This window comes from Rhodobacteraceae bacterium M382, from assembly GCA_025141015.1.
GTDB classification, from domain to species: Bacteria; Pseudomonadota; Alphaproteobacteria; order Rhodobacterales; family Rhodobacteraceae; genus Aliisedimentitalea; species Aliisedimentitalea scapharcae.
Genome location: CP081098.1, coordinates 2,514,445 through 2,530,195, shown reverse-complemented (window position 1 = coordinate 2,530,195; position 15,751 = coordinate 2,514,445). Strand labels below are relative to the sequence as shown.

Here is a 15,751-nt window from a genome sequence, read left to right as displayed (position 1 = left end):
TGGCCTGGGCTACGCGGGAATCTGGGGGGATTTGAACGGCTAGTAACCGGATGGCCTAGCGCCCGTTGGGTCATGTGTTTCCTGTCCGCTCAGCGGCGGATTGAACACGCTCACCAGAACTAAATCTGTTTTAGAATATGCAGTTAGAGTGTGATCATCATGTTGATCCAACGCATACATTGTACCGGGCTTGATGACATGATCCTGCCCGTCTGCGCCGGTCACGGTGCCGGATCCCGCGATGCAATAACAGGCCTCCAGATGGTTTTCGTATTTCAACCGCGTGGTTGTTCCGGCCCTTACGATGGTGTGGCACATGGTAAATCCCATACCGTCTTCGCAGACTAGAAACCGATGGCTGGTGCCATTGCCCCAATCAACGAAACGGTCGGTTTTTTCGACGGCTTCCAATGTGCGAATGATCATGCAGGGTCTTTCTGTTCTGTCGTCAGTCGGGCCGCATCACGCGCTGCCATCAGATCATGGGCCAGTTGCGTGGTATAATGGGCCAGCTCTTCGAGGCACTGATCAACCAGATCGCCATTCTGATCCGTCATCGCATCGGCAATCTGGGTGTGCAAAGCCACGATTTGCTCGCGGTCCCGTGCGGTAAAGGTGATCATGTTCATCAACGGCTGCATCGCTTCGACGGCACCGGCCAATTGATAGGACAGCACCGGGTTGCCGGCCCCGTCCACCAGCGCTCGGTGAAAGGCGACGTCTGAGGCGCAAAAGGCCACATCCGTCAGCCCGGGTTGGCTTTGGCGCATGATTTCGGCCCGCATGGTGGCCAGATGATCCGGTGTGCGGCGTCGCGACGACAGTGGCGCACAGGCGCGCTCCAATGCAAACCTGGCCTCGCAGGCGGTGTCAAAGCTGACCTCGTTCATCGACAGCAACAGGGTCGAGGTGGTAATCTGCTGAGGATAGGCATCCTCAAAGCTTAGCCGGTTGACAAAGGCACCACCTGACGCGCCGCGTTGCGTGCGGATCAGCGATTGGGCGGCGAGCCGTTTCAACGCCTCGCGGACCGTGGGGCGGGACACTTGGAAATGATCAACCAACTCTGCCTCGGACGGGAGACGTTCATCAACGATCAATTCACCATTGATGATCGCGGATTTGATGGCCTGGGCGATCTGCACCGACAGATCTGCCGTGCTGTTTGGATCAATCTTCATGCGTTTTCTCTGTCCTGTGAACCGTCGAACCTACGCCGAGCATATAAGGTTGTGCAATTTTCATTTGTCTGACATTTAAAAGTCTGACATTTAAAACATTACCTGAGTCGCCGTTTTGTTTACCCGGAGTGTGTCGTGAACACCATCATTGCGCCGCGTTATTCAATCCGACCAGGTCAGGATTGGTCGGTCTGGCCCGTTCAGACTGGCACCGCGAACATGTCCTTTGGGAGAAACTGACATGGCAGAAATCTTTCCATCGCGCCGGGTGCGCAAAACACCGTTTACAGCAGGTGTAGAGGCAGCCGGAGTCAAAGGTTACACGGTCTACAACCATATGTTGCTGCCGACGGTATTCGAATCTGTTGAATTCGACGCTGCGCATTTGAAGCAGCATGTGCAGGTTTGGGATGTGTCCTGTGAACGACAGGTCAGCATCAAGGGACCGGATGCGTTGCGGCTGATGAAGCTGATCAGCCCGCGTGACATGGACCGGATGGCGGACGATCAATGTTACTATGTGCCTGCGGTGGATCAAAACGGCGGCATGTTGAATGACCCCGTGTCGATCAAGCTGGCGACAGATCACTATTGGCTGTCCTTGGCTGATGGTGACCTGCTGCAATTCGCGTTGGGGATCGCAATTGCCAAGGGGTTTGACGTGGACATTGTCGAACCCGATGTTTCACCTTTGGGCGTCCAAGGCCCCAAGGCTGATGATCTGATGGCGCGGGTGTTCGGTGATGCTGTGCGCGATATCCGGTTTTTCCGCTATAAACGGCTGGCCTTTCAGGGGCAGGAATTTGTGGTCGCGCGGTCGGGCTGGTCCAAGCAGGGCGGTTTTGAAATCTACGTCGAAGGCACGGAAAACGGAATGCCGCTGTGGGATGCTCTATTTGATGCGGGACAGGATCTGAATGTGCGCGCTGGCTGCCCCAATCAGGTCGAACGCGTGGAAAGCGGTCTGCTGAGCTATGGGTCGGACATGCGCCGCGAAAACACGCCCATCGAATGCGGGTTGGGCAAATTCTGCAATTCGCCCGAGAACTACATCGGCAAATCCGCGCTCGAGGCGCAATTGCGCGATGGGCCGGACCGGATGATCCGCGCCGTCGCGATCGAAGGCGAAACCGGCATGTGCAGCGATGTCTGGCCTATGTTTGCCGATGGCAAGCAGGTCGGGCAGGTGGCCTCGGCGATCTGGTCGCCAGAGTTTCAGACCACGGTCGCAATTGGCATGGTTGATCGCACGCATTGGGATGCGGGAACTGTGACCGAAATTGAAACCAGCAACGGAATGCGCCGCGCCACGGTGCAGAAATCGTTCTGGCGTTAAATGGATCCACATTGGACGCGCTGGGTGGTCTCTCAACAACAGAGACACACTGTGTGGACCAGGGACCATGGACAGAAAGGACCCCGATCGGGGTCACAAAAGAAAGGACAAAGACAATGTTCAATGCACTTGTTGTGAACAAGGACGAAGACAGCGGCAAAACCAGCGCCGCAGTCGAACAGATGAACCTGGACCAGCTGCCCGAGGCCGAAATCACTGTGTCTGTTGATTACTCGACAGTGAATTACAAGGACGGCCTGTGCATCGGTCCCGGTGGCGGGTTGGTTCGAAAATACCCCCATGTTCCGGGCATTGATTTGGCTGGAACCGTCGAAGACAGCTCGGATGACAGATACGCACCGGGGGACAAGGTTGTTCTGACCGGCTGGCGCGTGGGAGAGGCCCATTGGGGTGGGTATTCGCAAAAGGCGCGGGTCAAGGCCGATTGGCTGGTGCCACTGCCCGAAGGGTTGACCACCCGCCAGGCGATGGCGGTCGGCACAGCCGGGTTTACCGCGATGCTGGCCGTTATGGCGCTGGAGGATCATGGGATGGAGCCTGGGCATGGACCGGTTCTGGTTACAGGGGCTGCAGGGGGGGTCGGGTCCGTGGCGACCGCCATTCTGGCCAATCTGGGCTACGAAGTGGCCGGGGTCACAGGACGTCCTGAAACTGCGGAGTATCTGAAATCATTGGGTGCAACCCAGATCGTGGCCCGCGAAGAGATCAACGAGACCGTGAAGCGCCCGCTGGAAAGCGAAAACTGGGTTGGTTGTATTGATGCCGTGGGCGGTCCGATGCTGGCGCGGGTTCTGGGGCAGATGAAATACGGGGCCTCGGTGGCGTCGGTTGGTTTGGCAGGCGGTGCTGGGCTGCCTGCAACGGTGATTCCGTTCCTGCTGCGCGGGGTGAACCTGTTGGGCATCGATTCCGTGATGCAGCCCTATGCCAACCGTGTTCGGGCCTGGCAGCGCATTGCCAAAGATCTGCCGATGGACAAGCTGGAAGCCATGGTTCACCCGGCAACCTTGTCGGACCTGCCGAAACTGGGCTCTGATATCCTGAACGGTCAGGTCAAGGGGCGGGTTGTTGTGGACGTCAACGCCTGATCTCGCGACGTCTGGTGGAAAGGGCAGGTCGTGCGATCACGCGTGCGGCCTGTTTCGCATCGTGACCTGTGACGATGTGATCTGAAATTCGGCATTTGACCCCGACGCATCGGCGGGTTTTATTTGCCTTGTCCTGACGTCTGAGAATCAGCGCGGGGCTGCCTGTTTGCCTCGATCCATGACGGGGCCACGGCTCGGCTGGAAGACCTGCCATGTTCCGGGATCGCCTTGAACGTGGGGTGTTTGCCGGGAAGTGGACTCGAACTTGAGGAAAAGACAGACATGACCACCTTGGATATTGAATTCGTCCGATCGCAGTTTCCGGCCTTTGCCGAGCCGAGCCTAAAAGGGCAGGCGTTTTTTGAGAATGCGGGAGGATCCTATACCTGCAAGCCGGTTTTGGACCGGTTGATGCGGTTTTATACTCAACGCAAGGTCCAACCCTATGCCCCATACGAGGCGTCGACCCTGGGTGGGGCCGAAATGGACGAAGCCCGCGCGCGGTTGGCTGCGATGATGGGCGTTGAAACGGACGAGTTGAGCTTTGGGCCGTCAACCACCCAGAACACCTATGTTCTGGCGCAGGCGTTTCGACAGTTTTTGTCACCGGGTGATGCGATCATTGTCACCAACCAGGACCACGAGGCCAATACCGGCCCCTGGCGGCGTCTGGCCGATGCCGGGATCGAAGTTCGCGAATGGCAGCTGGATCCGCAAACCGGGCATCTGGACCCGGGTGATCTGGAAAAGCTGTTGGACGACAAGGTTCGGCTGGTGTGTTTTCCGCATTGCTCAAATGTTGTCGGCGAGATCAATCCAGTTGCTGAAGTGAGCGCAATGGCCCATGCCATCGGCGCGTTTGTCTGTGTGGACGGCGTGTCCTATGCACCACATGGGCTGCCCAACGTTGCAGAGCTGGGTCCGGACATCTATTTGTTTTCATCCTACAAAACTTATGGCCCGCATCAGGGGGTGATGGTGATCCGGCGGTCTCTGGGCGATCTGTTGCCCAATCAGGCCCATTTCTTCAACGCGGACACCCTGTACAAACGATTCACGCCGGCGGGGCCGGACCACGCCCAGGTGGCCGCGAGCGCCGGCATGGCGGATTATGTGGATATCCTGTGTGATCACCACGGCGGCCCGACCCAAGGAGCAGCGGAACGGGCGGCCTTTGTCCATGATTTGATGCGGGCGCATGAAGTCAAGTTGCTGCAGCCATTGCTGGACATGCTAAAGGCGCGCAACGATGTGCGTCTGCTGGGTCCTGACGAGGCCGAAAATCGGGCACCAACCGTGGCTGTGCATCTGAACCGCCCCGCAGAACCTGTGGCCGCGCAGCTGGCCGAATATGGTATCATGGCCGGAGGCGGTGACTTTTATGCGGTGCGTGCGCTGCAAGCACAGGGGATCGATCCCGAAGATGGTGTGCTCCGGCTTAGCTTTACCCACTACACATCGGAACAGGAAATGGCGCAGTTGATGGACGCCCTGGAGAAGGTATTGTGACGGTCTTTGGTCCAATGATTTGCTCGCATGGATGAACCGACCCCGGTCATCTGGTGGGTCAGGCGTGATCTGCGTCTGACCGACAACCCGGCGCTGCATGCCGCTTGTGCGACGGGGCGCCCGGTTATTCCTGTCTATGTGCTTGATCCTTTGGACGAACAGATGGGCGCGGCTCCAAAATTTCGATTGGGGCTTGGGATTGAATCGTTGTCACGGGCTTTGCAAAACCGTGGCAGCGATCTGGTGCTTCGGCGTGGTGATGCGCATACTGTTGTGTCTCAGCTGGCCCAGGAAACGGGTGCTACAGAAGTCTTTGCCGCCCGTGCCTATCATCCGGACGAGATCGCCCGTGACCTGCAGGTTCAGGACGCTTTGGACCACATCGGCGTTGCACCACGATGGCACGCCGGGCGGTTGTTGTTTGACCCCTATACAGTCAAGACGGCGGCAGGTGGGTTCTTCAAGGTTTTCACCCCGTTCTGGAAGGCCGTTCGTCCGCTGGGCATCGCGGCCTGCCTGTCTGATCCCAGCCGCATTCCGACCCCTCGGCACTGGCCGATCTCAGGCAGGCTCGAAGATTGGAATTTGGCCAGTGCCATGAACCGCGGGGCCCAGGTCGTGCTGCGATACTGCCAGGTTGGCGAGGCGGCGGCGTTGGATCGGTTGCATCAGTTCACGGACGAACAGATCGCATCCTATGGGAATGATCGTGATCTGCCGGGTCAGGACGCAACGTCACGCCTGTCTCAGAACCTGACCTGGGGCGAAATTTCGCCACGTCAGATGTGGCACAGCGGGCAGGTCGCCATGGCACAGGGTCGCCCGGGGGCCGAAACGTTTTTGAAACAGCTGGTCTGGCGTGAATTTGCCTATCACCTGATGGTTCATACCCCCCACATTCTGACGGAAAACTGGCGCGCTGGTTGGGAGCGGTTTCCCTGGCTGGGAGAAGAGACAGAGGCGGCGCGGATTTGGCAACGGGGACAGACCGGTGTGGATTTTGTCGATGCGGCCATGCGCGAATTGTACACGACCGGTTATATGCACAATCGACTGCGGATGATCGCTGCAAGTTATCTGTGCAAGCATTTGATGGTGCATTGGAAAATAGGGATGAAGTGGTTCGAGGATTGCCTGGTGGATTGGGACCCGGCGTGCAATGCGATGGGGTGGCAATGGGTGGCAGGGTCCGGTCCCGATGCGGCCCCGTTCTTTCGGGTTTTCAATCCTGAACGTCAAAGGGATCGGTTCGACCCAAAGCAAACCTACCTGCAACGTTGGATTGCCGAAGGTCAAACACATCCGCCCCAGACAGCGACCGACTTTTTTGACGCGATCCCGCACCAGTGGCAGATGACGCCCGCGGATCTGCGCCCGGATCCGGTTATCAGTTTGGCCCAGGGGCGGGCGCGGGCGCTGGATGCCTATAAATCACTGTCAAAATAGGGTGCACAAACAGTTTTCTTGCCACATTGTCACATCCGTCCTAGCCTTTGCTACAGCATTGCTGAGGGGAGGAGACAATGCTTTTGACGTCTACCAAAGGTCAATTGGAACTGCCGCGCTATTTCGCCAGAGTATTCGAAAAGGTACAGACGGGACTGGATACCGGCGTTCTGGACATCAAACTGCCTGACGGGCGGATCTTTCGATCTACGGGCACGCATCCCGGTCCGGTGGCGGCAATAGAAGTGCAAAACCCCGATTGTTTTGCGCGTCTGATCCGCGAAGGGGATCTGGGGTTTTCGGATGCCTATCTGGATGGATGGTGGACCACACCGGACCTTCAGGCGTTCATGGATCTGATCCATATGGGATCACAAACCGTGTATGACGGATTTCCCGGTCAGGGACTGATCCGGGCCTATGAACGGATGCGGTTCTGGTTGCACAGAAACCATCGCGAACAGGCGAAAAAGAACATCTCGTATCACTATGATTTGGGGAATGAGTTCTACAAATTGTGGCTGGACGACACGATGACCTATTCCAGTGCCATTTTTGAAACCGGACAGGAAAGCCTGGAAAACGCCCAGACCGCCAAATATAAGTCCATGGTTGACCAGATGGGGGTAAAACCCGGCGATCATGTGCTGGAGATCGGTTGTGGTTGGGGCGGATTTGCCGAATATGCAGCCAAGGAACGCGGGCTGCGGGTCACTGGTTTGACTATCAGCCAGGAACAGTTCAACTTTGCCAAGGAACGTATTGCAAAAGCTGGGCTTTCTGACTTGGTTGAATTGCGGATGCAGGATTATCGGGATTGCCGGGGCACCTTTGACGGTGTGGCCAGTATCGAAATGTTCGAAGCCGTGGGGCAGAAATACTGGCCTGCGTATTTTGATACCGTTCGTGATCGCCTGTCCGACAACGGCAAGGCGACACTGCAAATCATCACAGTCGCTGACTATCGCTGGGAAATTTATCGCAAGGGCGTGGATTTCATACAAAAATACATTTTCCCGGGTGGTATGTTGCCCTCGCCAACTGTTTTGAAACAACAGGTGAACCAATCCGGGATGCGCGTCTGCGGGTCGGTGGAATTCGGATCCAGCTATGATCAAACCCTGCGGCGCTGGTACGACACGTTCAACGACCGCTGGGACGACGTCAGCGCCATGGGGTTTGATGATCGGTTTCGGCGCATGTGGAATTTCTATCTTACCTCTTGCGCCGCCGCCTTCAAAACCGGAACCTGTGACGTAACGCAGATCACCATCGCTCATCGTTGACAGGACCCACATATGCCCGACGCCGCCCGACTAATCGCCGCCCTTAGCCTGGCGCTGATCGCCTTTTTGGTTTCGGGCATGGTGGTCCCGTTGATGCCCGAAGGAACGGATTTTGGTTATTTCACATATGTGAATATCGCGTTGGGGGTGTTGTGCGGCTGGATTGTCATGGGCAAACGGGCTGGGCGTGGCACCGTGCCTGCGATCAACAACGGGTTGACCGGCGTTGCGGCGTTGGTGTTCTGGGGATTGTTCGTGCAGGGTGGGTACGAAATGGTCCGGTTGGCCATGCGCAACCGATATGACGGTCCTTTTGAAGCCGTTCTGGCAATTTTCGAGATTGGCGCCGAATACGGATTGATGATCCTGGTGCCCAATATTATTGCAACGGTACTGGTTGGTGGTGTGCTCGCAGGTCTGGCAACCGAAAGCGCGTGGCATCGCTGGCGCTGATATATTCTTTCAAAGGATTTTCCGTTGGCTGATCTATTCTTCTTTGGCACGCTGCGCCATATTCCGTTGCTTGAACTGGTTCTGGGTCGTCCCGCAGATGCGCTGGATTTGCAGTCTGGTCGATTGCACGGGCATGGTGCCTATGCGGTTGTGGATCAGGTCTTTCCCACCATTGAAGCCCGCGCCGGAGAAGCCGCCGTGGGTCTGTTGGCCCGCGGGCTGAGTGATGTGGATCTGGCCGCGCTGAATTTTTACGAAGGTGGGTTTTCCTATGATCTCAAACCGGTAGAGATCGAACTTGATAGCGGAGAAATCGCCCCGGCCCAGGTTTATTTCCCACAGCCGGGCCTGTGGGAGGCCGGTGAAGGTTGGGATCTGGGGAAATGGGTGCGGGATTGGGGTGCCTTGTCCATGCGCGCCGCCGAAGAGGTGATGAGCTATCAGGGCCGAATGACCGCCGAAGACATAGCCCAACGGATACATGCAATCCGCATCCGGGCGGCGGCATGGCTTGCCACACAGGCCGGGTCCGATGTGGGCGAACGGGACTTGAGCCGGGATGTGGTCGTTCATCGCCACACCCGGCCCTATCTCAACTTCTTTGCCATGGAAGAGATGGACCTTCAGTATCGCCGCCATGATGGTGATCTGAGCCCGGTTATCAACAGGGCCGCCATCCTTGTCGGGCACGCGGCGGCGGTTCTTCCGTATGACCCGGTTCGCGATCAGGTGCTGTTGGTCGAACAATTCCGGGCCTCGACGTTTATTGCCGGTGACCAAAACCCGTGGATCTGGGAGCCGGTGGCCGGTCTGGTGGAACCGGGTGAAACCCCTGAAACCACAGCACATCGTGAGGCGATGGAAGAGGCGGGCGTGACGCTGAATGCGCTTGAACCTGTGTCACGCGCGTATTCCAGCACCGGGTCATCTGGTGAATTTCTGCATACTTTCATTGGGGTAACAGATCTTTCCAATGTCCGAAGCGCCAATGGAGTTGCGGCTGAAGGCGAAGATATCCGAAGCAAGATCCTGTCTTTTGACCAACTGATGCACGCCGTCGACACTCAGGAATTTCGCATCCTTCCTCTGATCACCGCGTCGCTTTGGTTGGCACGTCATCGCGACCGTCTGCGCCAAACGGCAGGAGTTTCAGACTGATCGCTTGAGATCGGATCGACGCTTGGGTACATCTGAACAGAATACGTGAAAGGGAACGACATGCGCATTGCACGCGATCTGGCTGACGCCGTTGGTAAAACCCCGTTGATCCGGCTGCGCCGTGTCAGTGAAGACACCGGGTGCGAGATCCTGGGCAAGGCAGAATTCATGAACCCGGGCCAATCGGTCAAGGATCGCGCTGCGTTGTACATCATTCGCGATGCGATTGCGCGGGGTGACCTAAAGCCTGGCGGCACTATTGTCGAAGGCACGGCCGGCAACACCGGCATCGGCCTGGCATTGGTTGGGGCGTCCATGGGGTTCAAGACCGTGATCGTCATTCCCGAAACCCAGTCCGAAGAGAAAAAGGACATGTTGCGTCTGGCCGGGGCGCAATTGGTCCAGGTGCCCGCAGCCCCGTATCGCAATCCCAACAACTTTGTGCATTATTCGCGCCGGCTGGCCGAACAGCTGTCCAAAACCGAACCCAATGGAGCCATCTGGGCCAACCAGTTCGACAATACCGCCAACCGTCAGGCCCATGTGGAAACCACTGGGCCCGAAATCTGGGAACAGACCGATGGCAAGGTAGATGGGTTCATCTGTGCGGTCGGTTCGGGGGGGACATTGGCCGGAGTGGCCGATGCCCTGCAACCCAAGGGAGTCAAGATCGGTCTGGCGGACCCGATGGGCGCAGGTTTGTACAGCTATTACACCACAGGCGAAATCGCCATGGAGGGCGGCTCGATCGCAGAAGGCATTGGCCAGGTGCGGATCACCAAGAACCTGGAAGGGTTCACACCGGATATGTCGTATCAGGTGCCCGATGCCGAGGCCCTGCCATTCGTGTTTGATTTGCTTCACGACGAAGGCCTTGTTCTCGGCGGCTCGTCCGCGATCAATATCGCTGGGGCGGTCCGTATGGCGCGCGAAATGGGGCCGGGTCATACCATTGTGACGGTGTTGTGCGACTATGGCACCCGCTATCAGTCCAAGCTGTTCAACCCGGAATTCCTGCGCGAAAAGGACCTGCCAGTTCCTGACTGGATGACACACACGCCGGCCAGCATCCCAGGGGTGTTCGAGGACATATGACAGTAGTGGTCACTCTTTTGAGGTTCTGTGCTGCGGTGATGGCCCTGGTGGTTTTCACCACCAGCGTTGGGTTTGCCGAGATTTCCCAAGAGAGCCGGAGTTATTATCAGGAGTGGCTGAAAACCTCTGATCGGGCCGAGGATGTTATTGACGCCGGGCGGGCCTCGGAATCTGCCTTTGAAGTCTTGCGCCGGGATCTGGTCGAATTTCGACAGGATTTTCACGAGGCCAGAACCCGCAACAATGACCGGATTGTCACGCTCAAGGCCCAATTGGCCGCTTTGGGGCCAGAGCCCGAAACTGGCGATGACTCAGCAGATATTGCAACGCTGCGTGCCAGTCTCAAGCAAAAACTGCTGGATCTCGAGGTGCCTCAGATCATCTCCGAAGAAGCGTATAACCACGCCAACGGGCTGATCTCGGAAATCGACAAAATCATCCGCGCCAGGCGCGAGGCCAAGCTGTTACAACGGGGTCCGTCGCCGTTGAACCCGGAACATTGGCCTCAGGCGCTGAAGGATCTGAAAGAGGCAACAAGCGGCCTGTGGAACGAATTGACGCTTCAGGCCTCTGCAGACACCACCCGTGAACGGGTTCTGAATAGATTGCCGCCCATTTTGGGTTTGCTGGTGTTGTCCCTCTGGCTGATTTTTCGCAGCAAACATTGGTCGCAAAAGCTGGGTGATTATCTGCGTGGATACGGCGGCAGCGGCACAGGGGTCTGGAGCTTTGTCGTTTCGCTGGTGCAGATGGCGCTGCCTTTTGTCGGGGTGGTCCTGTTGACGCAGGCGATATCGTTGACCGGTACGCTCAGCGTGCGCGGCTCCCTGATCCTTGACTCCGTCCCGTTCTGGGCCTTGACCCTTTTGGGATTTCATTGGCTGTCGGATCGTTTGCTGACCAACCAGTTGGAAAATGACCTGATTCCGATCCAAGAGGGGCGGCGGTCCCGCACACGATTGATGATCGAAAGCCTGGCCATTGTCCTGGTGCTTCAGGACGCTTTGGGCCAGTTGTTGCAGTTTCAGAATATCTCTGATGCCACTCGGGCGGTTCTGTTCTTTCCTCTGGTGCTTCTCTCGGCATTGATCCTGTTGGGTCTGCACCGCACTGGATTGCGCCAGCGCGCTCAGGATGACGGAGCAACAGCCATTGTTGCCAATGCCAACCGTCTGATCCGTTTCTTGCGCGGCGCGTCTTATCTATTGGCTTATCTCGCGCCTTTGGTGGGCGCGCTTGGGTATATGAATGCGGCCGAGGCCATCATCTATCCGATTGTTCTGACGCTCGCCCTGATGGCCGGTCTGCTGGTCATCCACCGGTTCCTTGGGGATCTCTATGGCTGGCTCTCGGGCAAGGGCGTTGCAGCACGGGAATCCCTAACGGCAGTGTTGGCCGGGTTCGTTCTGGCGTCGGTGGCCTTACCGATCCTGGCGTTGATCTGGGGCGCGCGGATTGCGGACCTGACCGAAATCTGGTCGAAATTCCTGGATGGGTTCACCATTGGGGATGTCCAGATCTCTCCGACGAACTTCATGCTGTTCGCTGTCATCTTTGCGGCCGGGTATATGCTGACGCGGCTGATCCAATCGAGCCTGAGAAATTCGCTGTTACCCAAAACCCGGATTGATCCCGGTGGCCAGAACGCCATCGTTGCCGGGGTCGGATATATCGGGATCTTTCTGGCTTCTCTGATCGCCATTACCTGGGCCGGGTTTGATTTGTCTTCGATTGCCATCGTTGCCGGTGCGCTGTCAGTCGGTATCGGGTTTGGCCTGCAGACCATCGTTTCGAATTTCGTGTCCGGGATCATCCTTTTGGTCGAACGTCCGATTTCCAAAGGCGATTGGATCGAGGTCAATGGGCTGATGGGGTATGTGCGCGATATCTCGGTGCGTTCGACTCGGATCGAAACCTTTGACCGATCCGATATTATCGTTCCCAATTCTGATCTGATCACCGGGACCGTGACCAATTACACCCGTGGCAACACGGTGGGGCGGGTGATTGTGCCGGTCGGTGTGGCCTATGGAACAGATCCCAGAAAAGTGGAAAAGATCCTTCAGGACATCGCGACCGGGCACCCGATGGTGCTGAACAATCCGGCCCCGTCGGTGGTGTTTCAGGGATTTGGCGCAGACAGTCTCGATTTCGAAATTCGCGCCATCTTGCGCGATGTGAACTGGGTTTTGTCGGTGCGCTCGGACATGAACTATGAAATCTCCCAGAGGTTCACCGCCGAAGGGATCGAGATTCCATTTGCACAGCGTGACGTCTGGTTGCGCAATCCCGAAGCACTGGGAGGGCGGGGCTCCTCGGTGTCTGAAGTGGACACGCAATCGCCTCTGATGCAACCGGATGCTGACGATCTGGGCGCGGTGGCGGAACAAGATCCCGACAATGGAGAGAATACATGACCAGCTTGCTCTTTCGCGACGATGCATATTGCCGGAAGGCAATGGGTCAGGTCGCGTCACACACGGACCAAGGCGGCGTGGTTCTGGATCAGACGGTTTTCTATCCGACCGGCGGCGGTCAGCCCGGGGATGCGGGCATCTTGCGTTGGGACGGTGGCGAAATGCAGGTTGCCACCACGGTCAAGGGCGACGGGGCCGATATTGTGTTGGTTCCTGACCAGTCAGATGTCCTGCCTCCAGTTGGAACCCTTGTGACCCAAGAACTCGACTGGGAAACACGCTTTGGCCATATGCGCATCCACACCGCGCTGCATCTGTTGTCGGTGGTGGTCCCGCTCGAAGTCTCTGGCGGTGCCATCGGACCCCAAAAAGGACGTCTAGACTTCAACATGCCAGAGGCACCGCAAGACAAGGACGCGTTGCAAGCTGAACTCCAAGCACTGATTGACCGGGATCTGCCGGTCAGTGAGCGCTGGATCACCGAAGACGAACTGGATGCGAACCCGCAATTGGTAAAAACCATGTCCGTTTCGCCGCCGCGCGGCGCAGGGCGAATCCGGTTGGTTCAGATCGGGCAGGGCGATGAACAGGTCGATTTGCAACCCTGCGGCGGGACCCATGTGGCCCGCACAGGCGAGATCGGACAAATCCGGTTGGGAAAGGTGGAAAAGAAAGGCAAACAGAACCGTCGCGTTTACCTTCATTTAGCCGATTAAACTGGCATTTTCGCTCTTGCAAACCCCGGGCGCTTGGGGCACATAACCGCCCTAAGGACAGGTGGCCGAGTGGTCGAAGGCGCACGCCTGGAAAGTGTGTAGGCGGGAGACCGTCTCCAGGGTTCGAATCCCTGTCTGTCCGCCACCCACCACTTCTTCTCTGATTTGCCTAGATGACGTTGAATGTCATAAATCATAGAAGAGTCTGGGTATTTACCCGTTTTCAGGTTTATGGGCTTCATTCGGGTACTCCGCTGCGCACTGACTTGGGTTTGGACGGAGTGGATGTTGTCACACTCAACCAGGCGTGTGGCCAAAGCGGGGCTGATCCCGCGATACACCGCCCAAAGTGTCATACCATCATTTGAAGACTTGAGCCGCCAGGTTCACATCGGCCGATTGCCCACATGGAAGAGGTGTCTGACTGGCTATCCTCGCTGAGTCTGATCGGCTCATTTTCATGGAACGAAAGAGTTCATGGGACGTAAGAAACGTGTGCAAGCCATAAGCGCACGCCTTAACGTCGACTCCTGCCCACAGCTTTGGTCCGCAATGATCATCAGGCACGTCATGGAGGCGACCAGACCGCGACCGGCGCAGTTCCAATTCGGCCCGCTCCTATCGTTCATGTGTGAGGGGCCCACAGCCCGGCCTTAACCCCTGGTGGTCTTTGGTGGGGCGTGCGCAGAGCGGTGAGTTGGTTCGCCTGTTTTGTCAAAATGAACTCGTCAATTGCTTGGTGTCAGTTCAGAACACGATCCTGGCGCGGAGCCCTGCGATTGTGATGCTGCTTTGACCTGGGCTCATAAGGGGGTTGTTGATGAATTGGATAGATGGGGTGATCTGCAATCCTGGCGAGATCGAGAACCGGTAGAACAACTCGGCGGTGGCCTGGCTGCCCGCAATGCCTCGGGCTTCGGCCCAGTTCAGGCCCAGCCCAACAAGATCCGTATTGCGTGCAAAATACCCGATGCCGGCGGACACGGATTTTTCATACAGAGCGGCGGTGCCTTTGGCCTTGCCGGCCCGTATGAAAGGCATCCATTGGTTGTTGATGAACCACGCGGCGGAAAATGCCGCTCCGTAATCTTCGGGGCGACTGCCATCGGCGGCGGCGTCCGCATGCCACAGGGTCAGATGAATGTTGTCGAAATAGATCCTGTCAAAGCCGCTGGTATAGCCGATTTCGAGACTCTTGAAGAGATTGCCATCACTGAACACGTCAAAATCCGGGCTGGTTGGGTCTGCATTGGCATCAGCGATGCTGCCGATGGCATAGAAGTTTGCGCCCAGCTTCACGCCTCCGGCTATCCCCAGTCCCGGATTGGGCGCGTTGATCGTCGGATTGGTGTTAAAAGCGAGGTTCTGGAATGATGTCCAGGGGCTGACCAATCCATACACGTCGACAAAATCTGTTACGTCAATCTGCCCCACTTGCACAGTCCACGACCCATCCGCTGCGCGCTGGGTCCAGAACAGATTGGTCAGCATTGTGCCGTTGTCGTTGAATCCCGTGCCGGTAATGGACAGTGCCCCCCCATCGAGACCCAGAAATTGCGGGGCCACTGCGCCGTAGGCGTGGCGGTGTTCAAATTTGAAGGTGAGCGAGCCCAGCTCGGTCGCTTGCCAAGCGCCATAAAACCGCGCGATGCCGCTGCTGGCCTCGTCCGCGCCAAGATTTGAGTTTGAAGACTGCCCAAGGGCAAAATAGTCGATGTTGAATTTGAACCCCCGCTCGGCCAAGCCGTCTTTCCAAGCGAACCAGCCCGGAGCGAGATTGCGGGGGAAATCGCTTCGCAGTTGCGGATCTGTCAATCCGTCTCCTTCGAGGTCGGAAGTGACCGAAGACGGGCCATTAAGCCCCCCACTTTGAGCCATAGAGGCAGCGGGATACAGGATCAGACACAGCACCAAAAGAAGCCCGACAACCAAGCCGGTTGCCCCGCGGTATTTCCTTCCTAGCAAGCTCATTCAGGCTCCTTTCCACAAAGTGAGGTGTTCAACATCGCGCGCTGTTTCTTTGTTGGTGGTGCAGAGTATGTTCC

13 protein-coding genes and 1 tRNA gene are annotated in these 15,751 nt (G+C 57.2%); 11 read left to right on the top strand and 3 right to left on the bottom strand.

Annotated features, from left to right (window positions below):
- Nucleotides 1-39: 39 nt before the first annotated feature.
- Both K3727_11825 and K3727_11820 read right to left on the bottom strand, forming a co-directional pair.
- Nucleotides 40-426, bottom strand: a complete 387-nt coding sequence (locus tag K3727_11825) for an ectoine synthase (protein ID UWQ89517.1) — start codon at nucleotides 424-426, stop codon at nucleotides 40-42.
- The gene (locus K3727_11820; GenBank protein UWQ89516.1) at nucleotides 423-1,181 is read right to left on the bottom strand and encodes a FadR family transcriptional regulator; all 759 of its coding nucleotides are present in this window, start codon (nucleotides 1,179-1,181) and stop codon (nucleotides 423-425) included. The genes K3727_11825 and K3727_11820 overlap by 4 nt, the downstream gene beginning before the upstream one ends.
- 241 nt (nucleotides 1,182-1,422) lie before the next feature.
- Here K3727_11820 and K3727_11815 point away from each other — a divergent pair, with 241 nt between their 5' ends.
- The 11 genes from K3727_11815 to K3727_11765 all read left to right on the top strand — a co-directional run bounded on the left by K3727_11815 (nucleotide 1,423) and on the right by K3727_11765 (nucleotide 13,851).
- Nucleotides 1,423-2,517: a dimethylsulfoniopropionate demethylase gene (locus K3727_11815; GenBank protein ID UWQ89515.1), complete on the top strand. Its 1,095-nt coding sequence runs from the start codon at nucleotides 1,423-1,425 to the stop codon at nucleotides 2,515-2,517.
- Between the two features lie 116 nt (nucleotides 2,518-2,633).
- Nucleotides 2,634-3,626 (top strand): acryloyl-CoA reductase, encoded by a 993-nt coding sequence (acuI, locus tag K3727_11810; protein UWQ89514.1) that lies wholly within the window; start codon nucleotides 2,634-2,636, stop codon nucleotides 3,624-3,626.
- Between the two features lie 282 nt (nucleotides 3,627-3,908).
- Nucleotides 3,909-5,135, top strand: a complete 1,227-nt coding sequence (locus tag K3727_11805) for an aminotransferase class V-fold PLP-dependent enzyme (protein UWQ89513.1) — start codon at nucleotides 3,909-3,911, stop codon at nucleotides 5,133-5,135.
- A 27-nt stretch (nucleotides 5,136-5,162) separates the two neighbouring features.
- Entirely contained in the window at nucleotides 5,163-6,581 is a 1,419-nt protein-coding gene (locus K3727_11800) for a DNA photolyase family protein (protein UWQ89512.1), read from the top strand.
- 77 nt (nucleotides 6,582-6,658) lie between these two features.
- Entirely contained in the window at nucleotides 6,659-7,867 is a 1,209-nt protein-coding gene (locus K3727_11795; protein UWQ89511.1) for a cyclopropane-fatty-acyl-phospholipid synthase family protein, read from the top strand.
- Between the two features lie 12 nt (nucleotides 7,868-7,879).
- Entirely contained in the window at nucleotides 7,880-8,320 is a 441-nt protein-coding gene (locus K3727_11790; GenBank protein UWQ89510.1) for a TrgA family protein, read from the top strand.
- A 24-nt stretch (nucleotides 8,321-8,344) separates the two neighbouring features.
- A complete protein-coding gene (locus tag K3727_11785) occupies nucleotides 8,345-9,478 on the top strand; it encodes an NUDIX domain-containing protein (protein ID UWQ89509.1) in 1,134 nt (377 codons plus the stop codon).
- A gap of 60 nt (nucleotides 9,479-9,538) precedes the next feature.
- The gene (locus K3727_11780) at nucleotides 9,539-10,573 is read left to right on the top strand and encodes a cysteine synthase A (GenBank protein UWQ89508.1); all 1,035 of its coding nucleotides are present in this window, start codon (nucleotides 9,539-9,541) and stop codon (nucleotides 10,571-10,573) included.
- Nucleotides 10,570-12,990 (top strand): DUF3772 domain-containing protein, encoded by a 2,421-nt coding sequence (locus tag K3727_11775; GenBank protein UWQ89507.1) that lies wholly within the window; start codon nucleotides 10,570-10,572, stop codon nucleotides 12,988-12,990. Before K3727_11780 ends, K3727_11775 begins: the two co-directional genes overlap by 4 nt.
- Complete coding sequence (locus K3727_11770) at nucleotides 12,987-13,706, top strand: alanyl-tRNA editing protein (protein ID UWQ89506.1); 720 nt, start codon at nucleotides 12,987-12,989, stop codon at nucleotides 13,704-13,706. The genes K3727_11775 and K3727_11770 overlap by 4 nt, the downstream gene beginning before the upstream one ends.
- A gap of 55 nt (nucleotides 13,707-13,761) precedes the next feature.
- A tRNA-Ser gene (locus K3727_11765) sits at nucleotides 13,762-13,851 on the top strand.
- Nucleotides 13,852-14,453: 602 nt separating this feature from the next.
- Here K3727_11765 and K3727_11760 read toward each other — a convergent pair.
- On the bottom strand, nucleotides 14,454-15,677 hold the full coding sequence (locus K3727_11760) for a carbohydrate porin (GenBank protein UWQ89505.1): 1,224 nt from the start codon (nucleotides 15,675-15,677) through the stop codon (nucleotides 14,454-14,456).
- Nucleotides 15,678-15,751: the final 74 nt, after the last annotated feature.

Excerpts from the sequence above, each read along its gene's own strand:
- K3727_11805 (UWQ89513.1), top strand. The coding sequence starts at position 3,909 with ATGACCACCTTGGATATTGAATTCGTCCGATCGCAGTTTCCGGCCTTT.
- K3727_11760 (UWQ89505.1), bottom strand. The coding sequence starts at position 15,677 with ATGAGCTTGCTAGGAAGGAAATACCGCGGGGCAACCGGCTTGGTTGTC.
- K3727_11790 (UWQ89510.1), top strand. The coding sequence starts at position 7,880 with ATGCCCGACGCCGCCCGACTAATCGCCGCCCTTAGCCTGGCGCTGATC.
- K3727_11800 (UWQ89512.1), top strand. The coding sequence starts at position 5,163 with ATGGATGAACCGACCCCGGTCATCTGGTGGGTCAGGCGTGATCTGCGT.
- K3727_11815 (UWQ89515.1), top strand. The coding sequence starts at position 1,423 with ATGGCAGAAATCTTTCCATCGCGCCGGGTGCGCAAAACACCGTTTACA.
- K3727_11770 (UWQ89506.1), top strand. The coding sequence starts at position 12,987 with ATGACCAGCTTGCTCTTTCGCGACGATGCATATTGCCGGAAGGCAATG.
- K3727_11825 (UWQ89517.1), bottom strand. The coding sequence starts at position 426 with ATGATCATTCGCACATTGGAAGCCGTCGAAAAAACCGACCGTTTCGTT.
- K3727_11780 (UWQ89508.1), top strand. The coding sequence starts at position 9,539 with ATGCGCATTGCACGCGATCTGGCTGACGCCGTTGGTAAAACCCCGTTG.
- K3727_11795 (UWQ89511.1), top strand. The coding sequence starts at position 6,659 with ATGCTTTTGACGTCTACCAAAGGTCAATTGGAACTGCCGCGCTATTTC.
- acuI (UWQ89514.1), top strand. The coding sequence starts at position 2,634 with ATGTTCAATGCACTTGTTGTGAACAAGGACGAAGACAGCGGCAAAACC.
- K3727_11775 (UWQ89507.1), top strand. The coding sequence starts at position 10,570 with ATGACAGTAGTGGTCACTCTTTTGAGGTTCTGTGCTGCGGTGATGGCC.
- K3727_11820 (UWQ89516.1), bottom strand. The coding sequence starts at position 1,181 with ATGAAGATTGATCCAAACAGCACGGCAGATCTGTCGGTGCAGATCGCC.